Genomic DNA, 18,148 nt, shown 5'->3' with positions numbered 1-18,148 from the left:
AGGACATCATGCCAGCGACAGCCCATGGCTGTGCAAGCTGCGTCATTTGGCCTTGTGGCCAGGCCCGACGATGGACAGCAAAGCCGCCAGCAAAATCAAAGACCCGCCAATCAGGGTGCGGCTGTCCCAGCTGGATGCGCCCAGCAGCACCGAGGACACGCTGGCAAACAGCACTTCGGACAGCATGACCAGCGCCGTGGTGTGGGCGGCCAGGCGGGCGGCACCGTATTGCAGCGCCAGGTTGCCCAACAAAAACGAGAGGCTCAGCAGGGCCACCAGGGGCAACCAACTCCAGGCGGGTGCCGCGCCGATGGCCACGACGCCCGAGGCCAAACCCACAAAGGCCGCCAGCGTGGCCATGACCGCGCCGCCGCCAAACATGGCCAGGGTGCGCGACGCGCTGGGCGTGTCTTTGAGCTTGAGCAGCAAGGCGTTGGTGATGGCAAACGTCAGGCCGCCCATCAGCGCCAGCCCATCGGCCAGGCTCTCGGGCACGGGCCAGGGCGTTTCGGGGGTTTTGAGCACGATGAATAAACCGGCCAGCGCCAAAAGCAAGCGCAGCAAGGCCATGGGGGTGGGTTTTTCACCCAGCAGCCACCAGGCCACCAGCACCGACCAGGCCGGCATCAAATAAAACAGCAGCACCACGCGCACCACGTCGCCCACCGTGACGGCCCAGTTGAAGCCGACATTGGTCAGCCCCGAGCTCAGCAGCAAAAGCCACAGCCCGGGGTGGCCGCGCCAGCTTTGCAGCTGCCCGCTGCGCCACAGCCACAAGGCGATGGACACAAAGACAAAGGCGTAGACCAGCGCCGTGGCCCACAGCGGGTGCAAGCCCTGGGCTTCGAGTTGCTTGAAGGGCCACCAACACACGCCCCAAACAAAGGCGTTGAACAGGAGCCCGGCAACCGCCAGGCTTTTGGGGGAGGTGTGGCCCATGCGTGGGCGGATCAGGAGGCGTCGCCAGAAGCTTTGGCCGCTGCCGTGGCCTGGCGCTTGCGCCACCAGCGCCAGCCCAACCAGACAATACCGATGCCCAGCAGGGCAAAGATGCCGTGTTGGAACTGGCGCAGCACGCCAAACATCCAGTCCCAGTTTTGCGCACCAAAGTAACCCAGGTACACCCAGATCGGCACGCTGATCAAGGCGGCAAAGCCGTCCATGAAAAACCAGGTGGCAAAGCTCACGCGCTGGCTCATGCCCGCCGAGAAAAATACCGGCGTGCGCAAACCGGGCAAGAAGCGGGCCACGAACATGACCCATTTGCCGTATTTCTGGAAGGCGTCTTGGGCGCTGGCAAAGCGCTCGGGCGTGAGGATTTTGCGGAAACCCGGTAATTTGGAAATGCGCTGGCCATACAGACGACCCAGGGTGAACATCAGGCCATCACCGACCATGACGCCCGCCATGCCCACTGCAAACATGGTGTTCACATCGGCGTGGCCCAAACCTGCAATGACACCGCCCGTGACCAAGGTCACGTCTTCAGGCACGGGCACGCCAAAGCCGCAGATCAACAACATCACGAACACGGCCAGATAACCGTATTCGGTGAAGATGGGCATCAAAAACTGAAAAACTTCCATGGATGTCAAGGTTCTGCCAGCGTCTGAACAGTTCAGGCAGATGGCGCGGGGTTAACAGGCTGCGGGTCAGTGTAAATCATTTGTAAGCCCCTGCCGGGCAGGGGAAAGGCTGTGTTATCCCTATGCTTGAGTCCAATTTGGAGACCCTTGAAGCTGGCATACTTGATTGGCTCATTCTGTCTTGAACCCCCATGCCCCGTCCCATACAAGCCACCATCGACACCGCCGCCCTGCGCCATAACCTGAGCCATGCCCGCCAGGCCGCACCCGACGCCCAAGCCTGGGCGGTGGTCAAGGCCAACGCCTACGGCCACGGCATTGAACGGGTGTTCGACGGTCTGCGCGGGGCCGATGGTTTTGCGTTGTTGGACCTGAGTGAGGCCGAACGGGTGCGTTCACTGGGCTGGCGCGGCCCGATCTTGTTGCTGGAAGGCGCTTTTGAGGCGCGGGACCTGGAGCTGTGCTCGCGCCTGCACCTGTGGCACACGGTGCATTGTGACGAGCAAATCGACATGCTGGCGCTGCACAAGACGCACGAGCCGCACCGGGTTTTCCTCAAAATGAACTCGGGCATGAACCGGTTAGGCTTTGCCCCGCACCGCTTTCGATCGGCTTGGACGCGGCTGAACGCCTTGCCGCAGGTGGACGAAATCTCGCTCATGACCCATTTCAGTGACGCCGACGGCCCCAAAGGCATCGCCGAGCAGATGGCCCGTTTTGAAGAGGCCACGCGCGACCTGCCTGGCGAGCGCAGTGTCAGCAACAGTGCGGCCAGCTTGCGTCATGCGCACGATGCCACCGTCAAAGCCGACTGGATTCGCCCTGGCATCGCGGTCTATGGCAGCTCGCCGGACTTTCCCGAGCACAACGCCTCGCACTGGGGTTTGTTGCCCGCCATGAGCCTGAATGCCCGCATCATCGCGGTGCAGCACCTGCAGGCGGGTGACAGCGTGGGTTATGGCTCCAGCTTTGTGGCCGATGGCCCCCTGCGCATCGGTGTGGTGGCCTGCGGGTACGCCGATGGTTACCCGCGCATCTGCCCCACGGGCACGCCCGTGCTGGTGGATGGTGAGCGGGGCCGCACGGTGGGCCGCGTGAGCATGGACATGCTGACGGTGGACCTGAGTTCCTTCCCCGATGCGGGTGTGGGCAGCATGGTCACGCTCTGGGGGCAGTCGGCGCAAGGCGCGGTGCTCAGCATCGACGAGGTGGCGCAAGCGGCGGGCACGGTGGGCTATGAGCTCATGTGTGCGTTGGCTGCGCGTGTGCCCGTGGTGGTGGTCTAAGACCCTGTCAACCCGCTCAAGGGGCCCTGTCGCCTGCGTGCAGGCCTGCCTGTCAAATGCCATTAGAGTGCACATGGCCTTGAGAAAATTGTTTTCCGGGGCGATCTCATCACAGGAGACATCGATTGCCCTCCACCGCTCAAAAAGACGCATTGGCCGCTTTGTACCTGTGCATGGCCCGCATCCGGGCGTTTGAAAATGCCGCCGAAATCCTGAGCCAGGGCGGTGTCAGCGCCTACAACAAAACCGCCGACGGCAGCGCCAAAGTTCGCGGCCCCTTGCACCTGTCCACCGGGCAAGAAGGCGTGGCCGCTGGCGTGTGCGCCCACCTCAGCCCCAGCGACTACCTGACCTCCACGCACCGTGGCCACGGCCACACCCTGGCCAAGGGGGCAGATCTGGGCCGCATGATGTGCGAGCTGTACGGCAAGGCCACAGGGTTCAACGGGGGCAAAGGCGGCTCCATGCACATTGCCGATTTTTCCGTCGGCATGCTGGGGGCCAACGGCGTGGTGGCGGCGGGCCTGCCCATTGCCGTGGGCGCTGCCCACGCACAAAAACTGCAGGGGCGCAGCGACATCACTGTTTGCTTTTTTGGTGACGGCGCCATCAACCGAGGGCCGTTTCTGGAAGCCCTCAACTGGGCGCAAGTGCACCAGCTGCCGGTGCTGTTTGTGTGCGAAGACAACCGCTGGAGCGCCACCACTGCCAGTGGTCCCATGATCGCTGGCCCTGGTGCTTCGGCCCGCAGCGAAAGCCTGGGCATTGCAGCGACTCCGGTGGATGGCAACGATGTCTGGGCCGTTTATGAAAAAGCCGCCGAGCTGGTGCAGGCCATTCGCGCAGGCCAAGGGCCGCGGCTGTTGCATGCCAGCACCTACCGCGTCAAAGGCCATGTGTCGGTGGACCTGGCCGCTTACCGCGACCCCCGAGAAGTCGAAGAAGCCCTGAAAAACGACCCCATCCAGAACGCCCGCCGCGCCCTGCTGGCGCTGGGCAGTACCGATGCCGTGTGCGACCAGATGGACCAGCAAGCGCAGGCCGAAGTGCAGGCGGCCATGCAGGCAGCGGACCAAGCGCCATGGCCCGATGTGTCCGCCGCTTACACCGACATCCAGACCACAGGAGAAGGTCAATGGTTTTGAACACGATGAGTTACAGCCAGGCCGCCGTGCTGGCCGTGCAGCGCGAAATGGAAGCCGACGAGCGCGTGGTGGTCATGGGCGAAGACGTGGGTCGGGGCGGCATTTTTGGCCAGTACAAAGGCTTGCAACAGACCTTTGGCACGCACCGCATCATCGACACGCCCATCAGCGAAGCGGCCATCATGGGCGGCGGCGTGGGCATGGCGCTGGCGGGCATGCGCCCGGTGGTGGAGATGCGTGTGGTCGACTTTGCCTTGTGCGGCATGGACGAAATCATCAACCAGGCGGCCAAAAACCGTTACATGTTTGGTGGCCAAGGCCGCGTGCCTTTGGTGGCCCGCATGCCCATAGGCATCTGGGACGCCTCGGCGGCGCAGCACTCTCAGTCACTCGAAGCCTGGTTTGCCCACATGCCTGGCTTGGTGGTGGTGTGCCCGGGCTCGGTGCAAGACAACTACTCCTTGTTGCGCTCGGCCATGCAGTGCGGCGACCCGGTGGTCTATATGGAACACAAAACGCTCTGGGGCCTGGAAGGGCCGGTGGACGAAAGCGTGCAGGTGCCCTTGGGCCAAGCTGCGGTGCTGCGCCCGGGTGATCATTTGACGATGGTCAGTTGGAGCCGTCAGGTGCAGGTGTGCCAAACGGCTTGCGAACAATTGGCGGCATTGGGCGTTCAGGTGGAGCTGATCGATTTGCGCACCCTGTGGCCCTGGGACCGGGAAACGGTGCTCAAGTCGGCCGCCAAAACAGGCCATTTGCTGGTGGTGCACGAGGCGATTCAGGCGGCAGGCTTTGGCGCAGAAATCGCCGCCACCGTGGCCGAAACTCTGGGCGTGCGCGTCAAACGCTTGGGCGCACCCCGCATCCCGGTGGGCTACGCCCCCGTGCTGGAAGCGGTCGCCCGCGTGTCGGCTGATCAAATCGTGGCGGCAGCGCAAGATTGCCTGAAGCCCGTCACGCGGTGAGGATGTTGCCCCATGTTTGCGATCAGCTTGCATGTGCACTCTGCGGGTTTTTTCATGGGGTAATCCCTGTGTCTCCGAGGCGCTTTGGGGACTGTTCGAGAGGCATGTGACCAAGAGCGCCATGGTAAATTGAACTTTAAATTTGGCTTGAAACCTATGACCCATTTGCACGAACAAGCCCCCGCCAAAGTGGCCGCTGCTGAACCCGATGAACAAACTGCTGTGCCCTTGAAAATCGAGGATTGGCTCACGGTGATCGTGATGGGCCTGTTGTCGCTCATCACCTTTGCCAATGTGCTGGTGCGTTATTTCACCGACCAGTCTTTTGCCTGGACCGAAGAGTTCTCGGTGTTCCTGATGATTGTGCTGGCGCTGGTGGCGGGCTCGGCCTCGGTGGCCCGCAACCGCCAAATCCGCATTGAATACTTTGCCGACAGCGGCCCTGAAAAACGCCAGCGGGCGCTGGCCCGCTTTGGTGCGCTGATGGTGTTTGTGCTGTTTGCGCTGATCGCGGTGCTGAGTGTGCGCGTAGTCTGGGACGATTTCCGCTTTGGCGAAACCTCGCCGGGCATTGGGGTGCCGCAGTGGTGGTACACCATCTGGCTGCCGGTCTTGTCGGTGGCCATTGCCGGACGTGCCTTGGGCCTGTTCATCCGCCGGGGGCGTCAGCCATGATCCCGACCCTTCTGTTTGTCGCCTTTGTGGTCATGATGCTGATGGGCGTGCCCATTGGCGCGGCGCTGGGCTTGGCAGGAGCCGCCTGCATTGCCTTGGCCAATTCGGACGCGCAGTGGTTTGGCCTGTTGGCTGTGCCGCAAAACTTTTACGCGGGTCTGGGCAAGTACCCGCTGCTGGCCATTCCCATGTTTGTGCTGGTGGGCTCGATTTTTGACCGCTCTGGCGTGGCGCTCAGGCTGGTCAACTTTGCCGTGGCCATCGTGGGTCGTGGCCCGGGCATGTTGCCTTTGGTGGCGATTGTGGTGGCCATGTTTTTGGGCGGCATTTCCGGCTCAGGCCCAGCCAATGCCGCTGCCGTGGGTGCGGTCATGATCGCGGCCATGTCGCGGGCCGGTTACCCGGCACCATTTTCGGCCAGTGTGGTTGGCGCGGCAGCGGCCACGGACATCTTGATTCCGCCTTCGGTGGCCTTCATTGTGTATTCGGTGCTGGTGCCCGGTGCTTCGGTGCCCGCCTTGTTTGCGGCTGGCATGATTCCCGGCATTTTGGCGGGCATTGCCCTGATCGTGCCCACCGTGTGGATGGCCCGCAAACACAAGATGGGTGCGCTCGAGGCCAGCTTGCCGCGTCCCGAGTTGTGGAAAAGCTTTGTGGAGGCCACTTGGGGCCTGGCCGCGCCGGTCTTGATTTTGGGCGGCATGCGTGCCGGCTGGTTCACGCCGACTGAGGCGGCGGTGGTGGCGGTGTTTTATGGCTTGTTTGTGGGCATGGTGATTTACCGCACGATCAAGGTGCGCGACCTGTTTGTCATCTTGCGCGAATCCGGCGAGTTGTCGGCCGTGATCTTGCTGGTGGTGTCTTTGGCCGGTATTTTTGCCTTTTCCCTGTCCACGTTGGGGGTGATCGATCCGGTGACCACCGCCATCGTCAACTCGGGCTTGGGTGAATACGGTGTGCTGGCATTGCTGATTCTCATGTTGATCACTGTGGGCATGTTCCTCGACGGCGTGTCCATCTTCCTGATTTTTGTGCCACTCTTGTGGCCCATCGTGCAGTACTACAAATGGGACCCGGTCTGGTTTGGCGTGATCCTCACGCTCAAAGTGGCGCTGGGCCAGTTCACGCCGCCTTTGGCTGTGAACCTGATGGTGTCTTGCCGCATTGCCGGCGTGCGCATGGAAGAAACCGTGCGTTGGGTCGGCTGGATGCTGTTTTCGATGTTCCTGGTCATGCTGGCCGTCATCGCCTGGCCTGAGCTGGCCCTGTGGCTGCCGCGTTATCTGGGCTATTGATCCCCCCGTTTTTATTTTTTCAACAAGGAGACAACCATGAAACTTCGTCGTCACTTGCTCAGCCTGCTGGCTGTAGCCGCTGGTTTGAGCGCTTTCACTGCCCCGGCCGTGGCCGCCGATTACAAAGCCGAATACCGCATGTCGCTGGTGCTGGGCCCCCCCACACCCTGGGGCCAGGCCGGCAAGATGTGGGCCGACATGGTCAAGGAACGCACGCAGGGGCGCATCAACATCAAGCTCTACCCCGGTGTGTCGCTGATCCAGGGCGACCAGACCCGCGAATTCAGCGCACTGCGCCAGGGCGTGATCGACATGGCCGTGGGCTCGACCATCAACTGGTCACCCCAGGTCAAAGAACTGAACCTGTTCTCGCTGCCCTTTTTGATGCCCGACTACGCCGCCATTGACGCGCTGACACAAGGCAGCGTGGGCCAGAAGATTTTCCAGACGCTGGACAAATCGGGCGTGGTGCCTTTGGCCTGGGGTGAAAACGGCTTCCGCGAACTGACCAACTCCAAGCGCCCCATCAAGTCGCCAGCCGATCTGAAGGGCATGAAAATTCGCGTGGTGGGCTCGCCCATTTACTCGGACATGTTCAGCGCCATGGGGGCCAACCCCACACAAATGAGCTGGGCCGATGCGCAGCCTGCACTGTCCAGCGGCGCTGTGGACGGTCAGGAAAACCCCTTGTTCTTGTTCACTGTGCTCAAAATGCACAACGTGGGCCAGAAATTCGTGACCACCTGGGGCTATGTGGCCGATCCGCTGATCTTTGTGGTCAACAAAGACATCTGGGCTTCATGGACGCCTGCTGACCAGGCCATCGTGCGCCAGGCCGCTGTGGATGCAGGCAAAGCCGAAATCGCCATCGCCCGCAAAGGCTTGGTTGAAGCCGACAAGCCTGTGCTCAAGGACATCGCCGCCATGGGCGTGACAGTGACGTCGCTCTCGGCCAGCGAGCGCGAAGCCTTCGTCAAAGCCACCCGCCCGGTGTATGACAAGTGGAAAAATACCGTGGGCCCTGCTCTGGTGAAAGAGGCCGAAGCCGCTGTCGCTGCGCGTAAAAAGTGATGTCAGACGTGGCCAGTCATGCATGGCTGGCCACGCATTTTTTTAAGGGTGTCAGCCTTTGAAGCCTGAAGGCTCACCATGAAAACCATGTCCCACAGCGCCCCACTGCACCGTCATGACCAGCTGGCCTTGCTCATTGCCTTGGTGTTGATTGTCATTTGGGGTGGCAACTTCACCCTGCAAAAGTACCTGTTCGACCTGATCACGCCCGGTGGCTTCTTGTGGGCGCGTTACCTCATCATGCCCGTGTGTGCGCTGCTGCTCATGCGCTGGCGTTTTGGTCGTTGGCTGCCGCCTTTGCCCCGCAAGGACGTGCTGCAGATGGCTTGGTTGGGTTTTATCGGCCACTCTTTGCATGTGGGCTTGGTCACTTATGGCATCCATTGGTCCACGGCCTTTTCCAGTTCGGTGATTTTGGCGTGCGGGCCGATTTTGACCTTGTTGATCTTGCGCTATCAGGGTCTGGAGCGACTGACTGCCCCGCAAATGTCGGGTGTGGGACTGGCTTTTGGGGGCGTGTTGATGTTCCTGTCAGACAAGTTGCTGGGTGGCAATTGGCGGGCAGGCGGGGGCGATTTGGTTTTGCTGGTCGCTGCGGCTTTCTTTTCTTATTACACCGTGGCGGTCAAACCCGTGATGGAGAAACACGGACCGGTCTTGACCATGGGGTACGCCACCTTGCTGGGCGGGTTGCCGGTGATGCTTTTGTCGGTGCCCGCTGGCATGGCTGCCAACTGGGGGGCGCTTGATTTTTGGGCTTGGGTGGGCTTGTTTTGGTCGATCTTGGTGTCGGCCTTCATCGGTTGGCTGGCCTGGGGCTGGATCAACACGGTCCGCGGTGTGGCCCGAAGTGCGCCCCTGATGTACTTGATGCCACCGATGGCAGGCTTGTTTGCCTGGGCGCTGTCGGGTGAGCATTACAGTTGGGCCAAGATCGCAGGGGCTGGCGTGACCTTGCTGGGCGTGGCGCTGGCGCAGTATGCCGGGCAGATCAAATGGCGCAGGCGCTGAGCGCTTGTCAGCTCAGCCAAGTGTCGTAGGCGGTTTTGCAGATCAAGACCACCACCACCCCAATGAAGGCGTGTCGCACAAAACCCGCACCGTGCTTGAGGGCCAGGCGTGTGCCGATCAAGCTGCCCAAAATGTTGGACACCGCCATGGCCAACGCCAGGTGCCACCACACATGGCCCTGCAGGGTGAACAGCACCAAGGCTGAGAAATTGGTGGTCATGTTGATCAATTTGGCCGAAGCCGAGGCGTTCAAAAAGTCGTAGCCCATCAGACGCACATAGGCAAAGACCAGAAAACTGCCGGTGCCGGGGCCAAAAAAACCATCGTAAAAGCCAATGGTCAAGCCGATGGCTGCAGCCACCCAGGCTTCTTGGGCACCAGCAAATCGTGGTGCGTGATGACGGCCCATGTCCTTTTTGGCCAGGGTGTACAGCAGCAAGGCCAGCATCAAGATGGGCAAAATTTTGCGAAACACCCCGGGGTCGACTTGGGAGACGGTCCACGCGCCCATCGGTGAGCCGATCAATCCAGCCCCCGCTGCAGGCAGCAAAGAGCGCCAGGGCATGACCACTTTGCGGCTGTATTGCACGGTTGCAAAGGCGGTGCCCCAGATTGAGGCGCTTTTGTTGGTGCCAAACAAGGTGGCCGGTGGCGCTTGGGGAAAGGTGGCAAACAGAACCGGGATCAAAATCAAGCCGCCGCCGCCCACAATCGAGTCGATCAGGCCAGCCAAAAATGAGGCCAGTGAAACAATCAGTAATTCCATGGGGAGTGATTGTGCCGTGGCGTCATGTGAGGGCATGTCGTCATCGGCAGGTGCTTTTGTTGCCTTCAGCGCCAAGGGCGATGGACAAAGCCAAAAAAAAGCGCCGCTTGCGCGACGCTTTGGAAATACATCTCGTTCGGATGTTGGTTGATGTTCGAATTTTTGGGGTTCGAGTTGTCTCCTCGGCCCTCGGGATGCAGATACTGCTTTGCATCGAGTGGCTGAACTGTAAGGGAACAAGACCCTGAATTTCCTCAGGGATTTCCCGATTTTCGGGAAATCCCTGACTGTTTTTTGGATTTTTTACTTCGCCGTCGGCATCACAAACTCAGCGCCCTTGCCAATGCTCTCGGGCCAGCGCTGCATGATGGACTTTTGCTTCGTGTAGAAACGAACGCCTTCTTCGCCATAAGCGTGCATGTCGCCAAACAGCGAACGCTTCCAGCCGCCAAAACCGTGCCAGGCCATGGGCACGGGGATCGGCACGTTGATACCGACCATGCCCACCTGGATACGGCGCGAGAATTCACGGGCCACATTGCCGTCGCGGGTGAAGCAGCTCACGCCGCTGCCGAACTCGTGGTCGTTGATGATTTGCACGGCGGTGGCGAAGTCGGGCACGCGCACGCAGCTCAAGACCGGGCCAAAGATCTCTTCCTTGTAGATCTTCATGTCGGTGGTCACGTTGTCGAACAGCGTGCCGCCCAGCCAGAAGCTGCCAGGCCACAGTGTTATGGATCCGGCCCGATGAAGTTTGCATGAACGCTTTCTTTGTGGGAGCGGCGCCCTCGCCGCGATAGAGCCTCGTAGACCACCACCCATCGCCCCGAGGGCGGGGCTCCCACAAAGCCCCCATCGTTGATCACTGTCCCCAAGGCAAGCCTTCCACTTCAAACTTCTCAGGGCCGGATCAATAGGACCTAAAGAGCTGGCGCATAAGGGCGTCAAAATAGGTCTTTGCGACAATTTTTGTGTCGCATAAAATGTTTTACGACAATTGATTGTCGCAAACCACACACTTCTTCAAACCCCGTCTCATGCCACGCCTGACCCCCACACAAGAGTTGGACAGCTTGCTCGAACTCATCGTCACCGCCGCCGATGGCGTGGGCATTGACACCCTCGCGCAGCAATGGGGAACCCCGATCCACCGCCGCACACTGCAACGGCGCTTGGCCTTGCTGGTGGCGCAGCAACGCATCGAGATGCTGGGCGATCGCCGCACGGCGCGTTACCGCCGCACGACATCTGCCGCCATTCGCGCACAAGAGCCAGAGGTCGATTGGCGCATCGCCCCGCCGCCTGATGACCTGCCCGTGTCGGCACCAGGGGCCGAGGTCCGCGCCTACGTGACCCAGCCGCGCCACCTGCGCCGTCCAGTGGCTTACCGGCCATCGTTCTTGGAGCGATACCAGCCCAACCACACCGCCTACTTGCCGCTGGACTTGCGCGAGCAGCTGCACACCATGGGCCGCTCGCCCGCCGCGCAAACCCCTGCGGGCACTTTCGCGCGGGACATGCTCAACCGCTTGCTGATCGACCTGTCTTGGGCCTCGTCGCAACTGGAGGGCAACACCTACAGCCGCCTTGACACCGAGCGGCTGATCGCCTTTGGCCAAGCCGCCGAAGGCAAGGACGCGCTGGAAACGCAGATGATCTTGAACCACAAACAGGCCATCGAATACCTGGTGCTCAGCCCCGACAACGCGCGTGTGCAGACCGACACCGTGATCGCGCTGCACGCTTTTTTGTCGGACGGCCTGATGGCCGACCCCACCGCTGTGGGCCGCGTACGCCGCCGCCCGGTGGAGATTGGTGGCAGCGTTTACCTGCCGCTGGCGCTGCCCCAGCGGCTGGAAGAGTTGCTGGGCATCGTGGTGCAGATGGCCGCCGAGATTGCCGACCCGTTTGAGCAGGCCTTCTTTTTGATGGTGCACCTGCCCTATCTGCAACCGTTTGAAGACGTGAACAAACGCGTCTCGCGGCTGGCCGCCAACATCCCGTTCATCCGCCACAACCTCTGCCCACTGTCATTCATCGACGTGCCGCAGCCAGCCTATGGGCACGCCATGCTGGGCGTGTACGAACTCAACCGGGTGGAGCTGCTGTGCGACGTGTTTGTGTGGGCCTATGAACGCTCATGCCAACAGTACGTGGCCATTCAGCAAACCCTGGTGCCACCCGACATATTTCGGCTGCGCCATCGGCAGGCCCTGGCCGAAGTGGTCGCCGCCATCGTGCGCCAAGGCGAAGCCGCCTCCGAGCAGGCGGTGAAAAGCAAGATACCCGAATCGGTGCCGCCGGACGAGCACGCGCACTTCACCGCGCTGGTGCTGGCCGAGTTTGCGGCGCTGCATGCGGGCAATGCGGTGCGGTTTGGGATTCGGCCGTTGGAGTTTTCGACTTGGGTGGGGCGGTAAGCAGGCGCTCGTGGCGCTGCGCTCATTCAATTTCGAGGGGCCCGTTTCGGCCATTAACGGACGGTAGCGATGAGCGTTATTTGCGAGGGCAGTCACTTTCAGCGCATCCACCCAAATCATTTTGCTCACATGCAGTGAAAGATATGCAACAAAATCACCGAATATGACCAATCCCAAACTCCTCTGCAAAATCCATGACGGGACCATGATCTTGTCGTTGAACCGACCTGAAAAGCTCAATGCGATTGACAACGAGCTGTCTCACGAACTACTCGAAGCATTGCACTTAGCCAATGAAGACAGATCCGTCAAAGTCGTATTACTCAGAGGCAATGGCAAAGCCTTCTGCGCAGGGCGGGATATCGCTGCCGCTCCAACCGAGGAAGACTTGACCTCTGTCCAAGCGGTTGCACAAGCCATCGTCGGCTTGTCCAAGCCTGTCGTTGCAGCGGTTCATGGCTGGACCGTTGGAGCGGGCCTGGAATGGATGCTTAACGCAGATGTGGTGATTGCTGCATCCAGTGCTCGTTTCAAACTGCCCGAGGCATCCCTTGGTGTGTTTGTGACGGGGGGACTGATTGCTACCCTTCCTGCCTATGTGGGTGTTGCCCGGGCCAAAGCACTCATGCTCTTGGGCGATGAGTTCTCCGCCGAAGATGCGCAATCATGGGGTCTCATCTGGCGTGTTGTCGAACCTGAGGAACTGGAGCCAGAATCAGAGCGCATCACCCAAAAGCTGGCATCGCTGAAACCCGATTTGGCTGCTCGCTTTAAACGGGCACTGAACGAAGTAGGACTTCACAAATTTCACCAAACCATCGACATCGAAAACGAAGCCCATAGGGCTGTCGTGGTCAGTGAGCCAAATGCAGCAGGTAGTTGAAGAACTCGTATGCCTTGGGTTGGGTCCGTTCTTTGGCATGGGTGACGTCTACTTTGGGTCGAAACGAGTCCCTCAAGCAGGTCACCACAGCAACAGCTCGGCACGCACGCTCACTTTCGTGAGTGCTTAACGCTTCTCCAGACCCGCAACGCGAGAAGCCAAAGAAAAGGCCTCGGCACGCCGAAGCGCAACGAGGCCATTCACACCTGCAAGAAGTGATGATTACTTGGCGGTCGGCATCACAAACTCAGCCCCCTTGCCAATGCTCTCAGGCCAGCGCTGCATGATGGACTTTTGCTTCGTGTAGAAACGCACGCCCTCTTCACCATAAGCGTGCATGTCGCCAAACAGCGAACGCTTCCACCCGCCAAAACCGTGCCAGGCCATGGGCACGGGGATTGGCACGTTGATGCCGACCATGCCCACTTGAATGCGGCGGCTGAATTCACGGGCCACATTGCCGTCGCGGGTGAAACAGCTCACACCGTTGCCGAATTCGTGGTCGTTGATGATTTGCACGGCGGTGGCGAAGTCGGGCACGCGCACGCAGCTCAAGACCGGGCCAAAGATTTCTTCTTTGTAGATCTTCATGTCGGTGGTCACGTTGTCAAACAGCGTGCCGCCCAGCCAGAAACCTTGTTCGCAACCGGCACCGGCCTTTGCACCGTCAAACTCGCGGCCATCGACCAACAGCTGTGCGCCTTCGGCAACGCCCGCGTCGATGTAGCCCTTGATGCGCTGACGCGCAGCGTCGGTCACGATGGGGCCCATTTCGGCGGCCAGGTTTTCACCGTTGAGCACTTGCAGCGCCTTGGTGCGCTCGATCAGCTTGGGCAAGATCTTGTCGGCCACGTCACCAACCAAGACCGCCACCGAAATCGCCATGCAGCGCTCGCCAGCCGAGCCGTAACCTGCGCCGATCAAGGCGTCGACGGTTTGGTCAATGTCGGCGTCGGGCATGACCACCAAGTGGTTCTTCGCGCCGCCCAGGGCCTGCACGCGCTTGCCGTGGTGGGCACCGGTTTCGTAGATGTAGTTGGCAATTGGCGTGGAGCCGACAAAGCTGATGGCTTTCACGTCGGGGTGCTCCAGCAGCGCGTCCACGGCTTCTTTGTCGCCTTGCACCACGTTGAACACGCCGTCGGGCAGACCGGCTTTTTTCAGCAAATCGGCGATGAACAGCGACGGGGTGGGGTCGGTCGGGCTGGGTTTCAAGATGAAGGTGTTGCCCGCCGCAATGGCCACCGGGAACATCCACATGGGCACCATCACGGGGAAGTTGAAGGGCGTGATGCCCGCGACCACACCCAGCGGCTGGCGCAACGTCCAGTTGTCGATGCCGGTGGAGACTTGGTCGGTGAAGTCGCCCTTGAGCAGCTGCGGGATGCCGGTGGCAAATTCGACGATGTCGATGCCACGCGAGACTTCGCCCTGCGCGTCGGTGAACACTTTGCCGTGCTCGGCGGTGATCAGGTGGGCCAGCTCGTCTTTGTGGGTGTTCAGCAGCTCCAGGAACTTGAACATCACGCGGGCGCGGCGCAGGGGCGGGGTGTCGGCCCAGGCGGGGAAAGCGGCTTGCGCAGCGGCCACGGCTTGGGCCACTTCGGCGCTGTTGGCCAGGGCCACGTTGCCGGTCACGGCACCTGTGGCGGGGTTGGTCACGGGTTGGCTGCGGCCCGAAGTGCCTGCGGCGACTTGGCCGCCAATGTAATGACCGATGTTCGTGATGCTCATGGTGTGCTCCTTGTGGCTTGCGCCTGTTGCTCGTGAATTTGTCTTTTGTAGGAACCCACCCCGTGGGCGAATCTCCGATCATGTGGTGACCGTTTGATCGCCCACAGGGGTGGGCTCCTACCAAAATTCGGCGCTTTGTATCCAGCTCTTGCCGATAAAAAGCGCCGAAAGAGTTCTGAGTGTAGGCACCCCCGACACCCCTCACAAGCCCGTAAAGCTGAATTGATTGTTCAAAATGGTGAACAATGCTTGCATGGAAGAGCAAAAAATCAACACCCTCTGGACCCACCTGCACTGGCTCAGCGTGCTGGCGCAGCAGGGCAGTTATACGGCCGCTGCCGCCCGCCTGGGCGTGAGCAAGGCGGCGATGAGCCAGCGCATTGCCGAGCTGGAGCGGGCTGCCAAGGTGACCCTTGTGCAGCGCACCACCCGCAGCCTGCGTCTGACCGAGGCCGGGCAGCGGCTGGTGGATGACACGCGCGCCTCGTTCGAGCAGATCGAGCAAAGCTTTGCCCAAGTGCGCGACTTGGCCGAACAGCCCAGCGGTTTGCTGCGCGTCACGGCCCCGGTGGCGCTGGCCCGCCAGCAGCTGGTGCCGCTGATGGCCGCTTTTTTGAAAGATTTTCCGGACGTGCGCATCGAACTCGACCTGTCCGACCGCCTCAGTGCCTTGGCCACCGAAGGCTACGACCTGGCCATTCGCCACACGGCTCGCCCGCCCGACACCCATGTGGCTTGGGCCTTGTGTGCGACCGAATCGGTGCTGGTGGCCACCCGCGCTTACATCCGTCAACACGGCGAACCGCAAACCCCCACCGAGCTGCAAACCCACAACTGCCTGCACTACCCCCGTTCGCAAGACACGCCTGCATGGACCTTCGAGCCGCGTGAGCCTTCACAAGCGGGTGAACGCATCACGGTGCCTGTGAGTGGCCACTTCGCCGCCAACAACAGCGAGGCCTTGCGCGAAGCCGCGCTCACAGGTGCTGGCATCGCCCTCCTGCCCGACTTCAGTGCCCAAGGCGAACTGCGCAAAGGCCAGTTGGTCCGCGTGCTGCCCGGCTGGAAACCCGTGGGGGCCTTTGCCGAAACCATTTACGCCATCCGCCCGTATGCGCCGCATGTGCCTCGGGCTGTGGCGGCGTTGGTGGCGCATTTGAGGGCAGGATTGGCGACGGGATTTGGGGTGTGATGTATAGCCAGCGAAGAGACTTGGCACTGCTGTTTCAATGTCGCTAAGGTGAGCTCAATTTGGCTTGGCGAACCCGATCCCGCAGGCCATCAAAGTAAGCGGCATTGACGGGAGCTGAGGGGGCGGAACTCGCACCAGCCAGGAGTTGTTCTCGCCATTCCAGCCGATCCTGGTCCTTGCGGATCGGTTTAGGCACGAACTCACTGTGGGTGCCGTCCCCGCGTTGGCTGACTTGACGATCCACGAAGGTCTTCAAGGTTTCTGGAAGGGAAATGTTTTGGGCTCTCATGCACTTTGGACAGTGAACTGGGCAAAAAATTGACTTATTGATCCGGCCCGATGAAGTTTGCATGAACGCCTTTTTGTAGGAGCGACGCCCTCGCCGCGAAAGAGCCTCGTAGACCACCACCCATCGCCCCGAGGGCGGGGCTCCCACAAAGCCCCCATCGTTGATCACTGTCCCCAAGGCAAGCCTTCCACTTCAAACTTCTCAGGGCTGGATCAATAATTCAAAAATACACTGAATGATGCGCACCTTCATCGTGAAGCACAAATGGGTGCCTGACCGGTGGTTCACTTTGAAAAGGAGGCAGTGATGCGAATTCGTCATGCAGAGCCTGAAGATGCCCGGGCCGTGGCTGAAATCCATGTCGTGATCCGGATGCAACCAAGGGGGATGCCGAAATCTGGGCCTTGTATGCTTCGCCTGCTGTCTGGTCTACAGGTGTGGGGCGTCAGTTGTGGTGGGCGGCTCAAACCACCTTGCGTGAACAAGCTTATCGCAGATGTTGCTTGTGGGTTTTGGCACAAAACACCCGGGCGATGCGTTTTTACCAAGCGGCCGCGTTTGAGCGGGATGCGGTTCCTGCAAGAACCCTGGAGCTGGGCGGCGTGAAAGTGGAAGAAATCCGTCTTTCCTGCAATCTGCAGGTTTAGAAACCCCACAGAACAAGCGCTTGTTGTGCAAATCCTCCTGGCACTGACTTGCCAGGACTTGGCGTTCGCTTGCGTGCACGTCCATTTTGTAGGCCCATTTTGCGTACCATGGCCGCCTGCTTCGAGCCAGCCTGACTGCCATGAGCTACCGCACCGTGCCAAATGGCAGAATAATTTGAGTTCTTTGGTAATAATTAATGATTCAAAGAACATCAAAGCAGCATGGATCAGGCTTCAAAGGCCGACGGTCATTCGCACGCTGCAAGGCTCAATGGGGAGAGACAGAATGCGGCGGCGTGATTTTGTGCAAAAACTGGCAGCCTTGGGCCTGGGCTGCAGCATGGGGGCACCTGCCCTGACCAAGGGGGCAAACAGTCCAACACATGACCTAGAGGGGATTGAACTGGTGGTGCCTTTTGGTGCCAATGGCATCACCAGTCAGGTGGCCCGGTACTTCCAAGCGGCGCTGACCAACATGACCGGTTTGCCTGTTCAAGTGGCACACCAGCACGGGTATACCGGCATGAAGGCGGTGGAGTATGCCGAGCGACACAGCCGTCCACAGCGCCCCAGTCTATTGATTGCAGGGGCGGTCGTCAGTACGGCGGGGGTGGTGGCCAGCCCGATGCACAACGTGAGAGCGGTCGATCAATTTCGCTATGTGGCGTCTCTTTACCGTGATGATCCTGTCTTGATTGCGCGTCAAGAAACTGTCGCAACGCTGGATGATTTGAAGCGTGTGCCATTGGCCAGTCGAAAGTGCGGTATTTCGGGGGTGGGCGCTGCTGGACATTTGTTCTCGGAAATGATTTCCCGGTTGGCGCAGCCATTGGGCACCTATATGGTCACGCAGGGCGATGCCAATGCGATAGAGCGTGTGTTGAGTGGTGAGCTGACGACGGCGATGGTGGACAAAGGCTCGTGTCATCGCTATCTGGACCGAGGCCTGAGTTTTCTGGTCAACATTGGCGATGGGCCGGTGATGAACCACAGAAACCAAGCGGTTGTCACCCTCTCGCAGTTGCTGGGCAACAGGCTGAAGGGCTCATTTTTTTATTAGTCGTCCCTGATAAACCCCTGAAGCCCGCATGAATGCTGGCTTTCAGGGTCATTCCCAATTCTCAAAACTCCCACATTGATATTCAATTGAGCCTGTTTTCTGGGAGTTCTTGAGGCCCATATG

Annotated in this window: 15 protein-coding genes and 2 pseudogenes; 12 read left to right on the top strand and 5 right to left on the bottom strand. The window is 60.4% G+C overall.

All coding sequences use genetic code 11. From position 1 onward, the window contains the following. Positions 1-42 precede the first annotated feature (42 nt). Together B9Z48_RS17260 and B9Z48_RS17255 are read right to left on the bottom strand one after the other, a co-directional pair. Positions 43-939 (bottom strand): DMT family transporter, encoded by an 897-nt coding sequence (locus tag B9Z48_RS17260; RefSeq protein WP_089952630.1) that lies wholly within the window; start codon positions 937-939, stop codon positions 43-45. An 11-nt stretch (positions 940-950) separates the two neighbouring features. Further along, positions 951-1,586 carry a DedA family protein gene (locus tag B9Z48_RS17255; RefSeq protein WP_089952347.1) on the bottom strand — a complete coding sequence of 212 codons (636 nt, stop codon included), beginning with the start codon at positions 1,584-1,586 and terminating at the stop codon, positions 951-953. 191 nt (positions 1,587-1,777) lie between these two features. Between B9Z48_RS17255 and alr the strand changes: the two genes are divergently transcribed. The 7 genes from alr (at position 1,778) to B9Z48_RS17220 (ending at position 9,034) form a co-directional block, all read left to right on the top strand. Then, positions 1,778-2,872, top strand: a complete 1,095-nt coding sequence (alr, locus tag B9Z48_RS17250) for an alanine racemase (RefSeq protein ID WP_089952345.1) — start codon at positions 1,778-1,780, stop codon at positions 2,870-2,872. Between the two features lie 173 nt (positions 2,873-3,045). Beyond that, positions 3,046-4,017: a thiamine pyrophosphate-dependent dehydrogenase E1 component subunit alpha gene (locus tag B9Z48_RS17245; RefSeq protein WP_089952628.1), complete on the top strand. Its 972-nt coding sequence runs from the start codon at positions 3,046-3,048 to the stop codon at positions 4,015-4,017. Beyond that, positions 4,008-4,982 (top strand): alpha-ketoacid dehydrogenase subunit beta, encoded by a 975-nt coding sequence (locus B9Z48_RS17240; RefSeq protein WP_089952343.1) that lies wholly within the window; start codon positions 4,008-4,010, stop codon positions 4,980-4,982. Before B9Z48_RS17245 ends, B9Z48_RS17240 begins: the two co-directional genes overlap by 10 nt. 156 nt (positions 4,983-5,138) lie before the next feature. Beyond that, positions 5,139-5,657 carry a TRAP transporter small permease gene (locus B9Z48_RS17235; RefSeq protein WP_089952341.1) on the top strand — a complete coding sequence of 173 codons (519 nt, stop codon included), beginning with the start codon at positions 5,139-5,141 and terminating at the stop codon, positions 5,655-5,657. Continuing rightward, complete coding sequence (locus B9Z48_RS17230) at positions 5,654-6,952, top strand: TRAP transporter large permease (protein ID WP_089952339.1); 1,299 nt, start codon at positions 5,654-5,656, stop codon at positions 6,950-6,952. Before B9Z48_RS17235 ends, B9Z48_RS17230 begins: the two co-directional genes overlap by 4 nt. 36 nt (positions 6,953-6,988) lie before the next feature. Then, complete coding sequence (locus B9Z48_RS17225) at positions 6,989-8,023, top strand: DctP family TRAP transporter solute-binding subunit (protein WP_089952336.1); 1,035 nt, start codon at positions 6,989-6,991, stop codon at positions 8,021-8,023. Between the two features lie 78 nt (positions 8,024-8,101). Further along, a complete protein-coding gene (locus B9Z48_RS17220; RefSeq protein WP_228769046.1) occupies positions 8,102-9,034 on the top strand; it encodes a DMT family transporter in 933 nt (310 codons plus the stop codon). Between the two features lie 7 nt (positions 9,035-9,041). On the opposite strand, the gene B9Z48_RS17215 is transcribed toward B9Z48_RS17220, so the two are convergent. Both B9Z48_RS17215 and B9Z48_RS17210 read right to left on the bottom strand, forming a co-directional pair. Continuing rightward, positions 9,042-9,800, bottom strand: coding sequence for a TSUP family transporter (locus B9Z48_RS17215; RefSeq protein WP_089952623.1), 759 nt, complete (start codon positions 9,798-9,800; stop codon positions 9,042-9,044). 303 nt (positions 9,801-10,103) lie between these two features. Beyond that, positions 10,104-10,514, bottom strand: a pseudogene (locus tag B9Z48_RS17210) (aldehyde dehydrogenase family protein); the annotation flags it as partial. Between the two features lie 323 nt (positions 10,515-10,837). On the opposite strand from B9Z48_RS17210, the gene B9Z48_RS17205 reads away from it, so the two are divergent. Continuing rightward, entirely contained in the window at positions 10,838-12,220 is a 1,383-nt protein-coding gene (locus B9Z48_RS17205; RefSeq protein ID WP_108380131.1) for a Fic family protein, read from the top strand. A 163-nt stretch (positions 12,221-12,383) separates the two neighbouring features. Beyond that, positions 12,384-13,103, top strand: a complete 720-nt coding sequence (locus B9Z48_RS17200; RefSeq protein ID WP_089952334.1) for an enoyl-CoA hydratase/isomerase family protein — start codon at positions 12,384-12,386, stop codon at positions 13,101-13,103. A 222-nt stretch (positions 13,104-13,325) separates the two neighbouring features. On the opposite strand, the gene B9Z48_RS17195 is transcribed toward B9Z48_RS17200, so the two are convergent. Continuing rightward, entirely contained in the window at positions 13,326-14,837 is a 1,512-nt protein-coding gene (locus B9Z48_RS17195) for a CoA-acylating methylmalonate-semialdehyde dehydrogenase (protein WP_108380056.1), read from the bottom strand. A gap of 253 nt (positions 14,838-15,090) precedes the next feature. Here B9Z48_RS17195 and B9Z48_RS17190 point away from each other — a divergent pair, with 253 nt between their 5' ends. The 3 genes and pseudogenes from B9Z48_RS17190 (at position 15,091) to B9Z48_RS17175 (ending at position 18,025) form a co-directional block, all read left to right on the top strand. After that, positions 15,091-16,029 carry a LysR family transcriptional regulator gene (locus B9Z48_RS17190; RefSeq protein ID WP_108380130.1) on the top strand — a complete coding sequence of 313 codons (939 nt, stop codon included), beginning with the start codon at positions 15,091-15,093 and terminating at the stop codon, positions 16,027-16,029. Positions 16,030-16,707: 678 nt separating this feature from the next. Further along, positions 16,708-16,965, top strand: a pseudogene (locus B9Z48_RS22130) (GNAT family N-acetyltransferase); the annotation flags it as partial. Positions 16,966-17,038: 73 nt separating this feature from the next. Further along, the gene (locus B9Z48_RS17175; protein ID WP_146186320.1) at positions 17,039-18,025 is read left to right on the top strand and encodes a hypothetical protein; all 987 of its coding nucleotides are present in this window, start codon (positions 17,039-17,041) and stop codon (positions 18,023-18,025) included. The last annotated feature ends 123 nt before the right edge of the window (positions 18,026-18,148 follow it).

It is taken from the genome of Limnohabitans sp. WS1, from assembly GCF_003063265.1.
GTDB lineage: Bacteria > Pseudomonadota > Gammaproteobacteria > Burkholderiales > Burkholderiaceae_C > Limnohabitans_A.
Note: the sequence above shows the minus strand (reverse complement) of the source record. Positions and strands in the feature narration are given on the sequence as shown.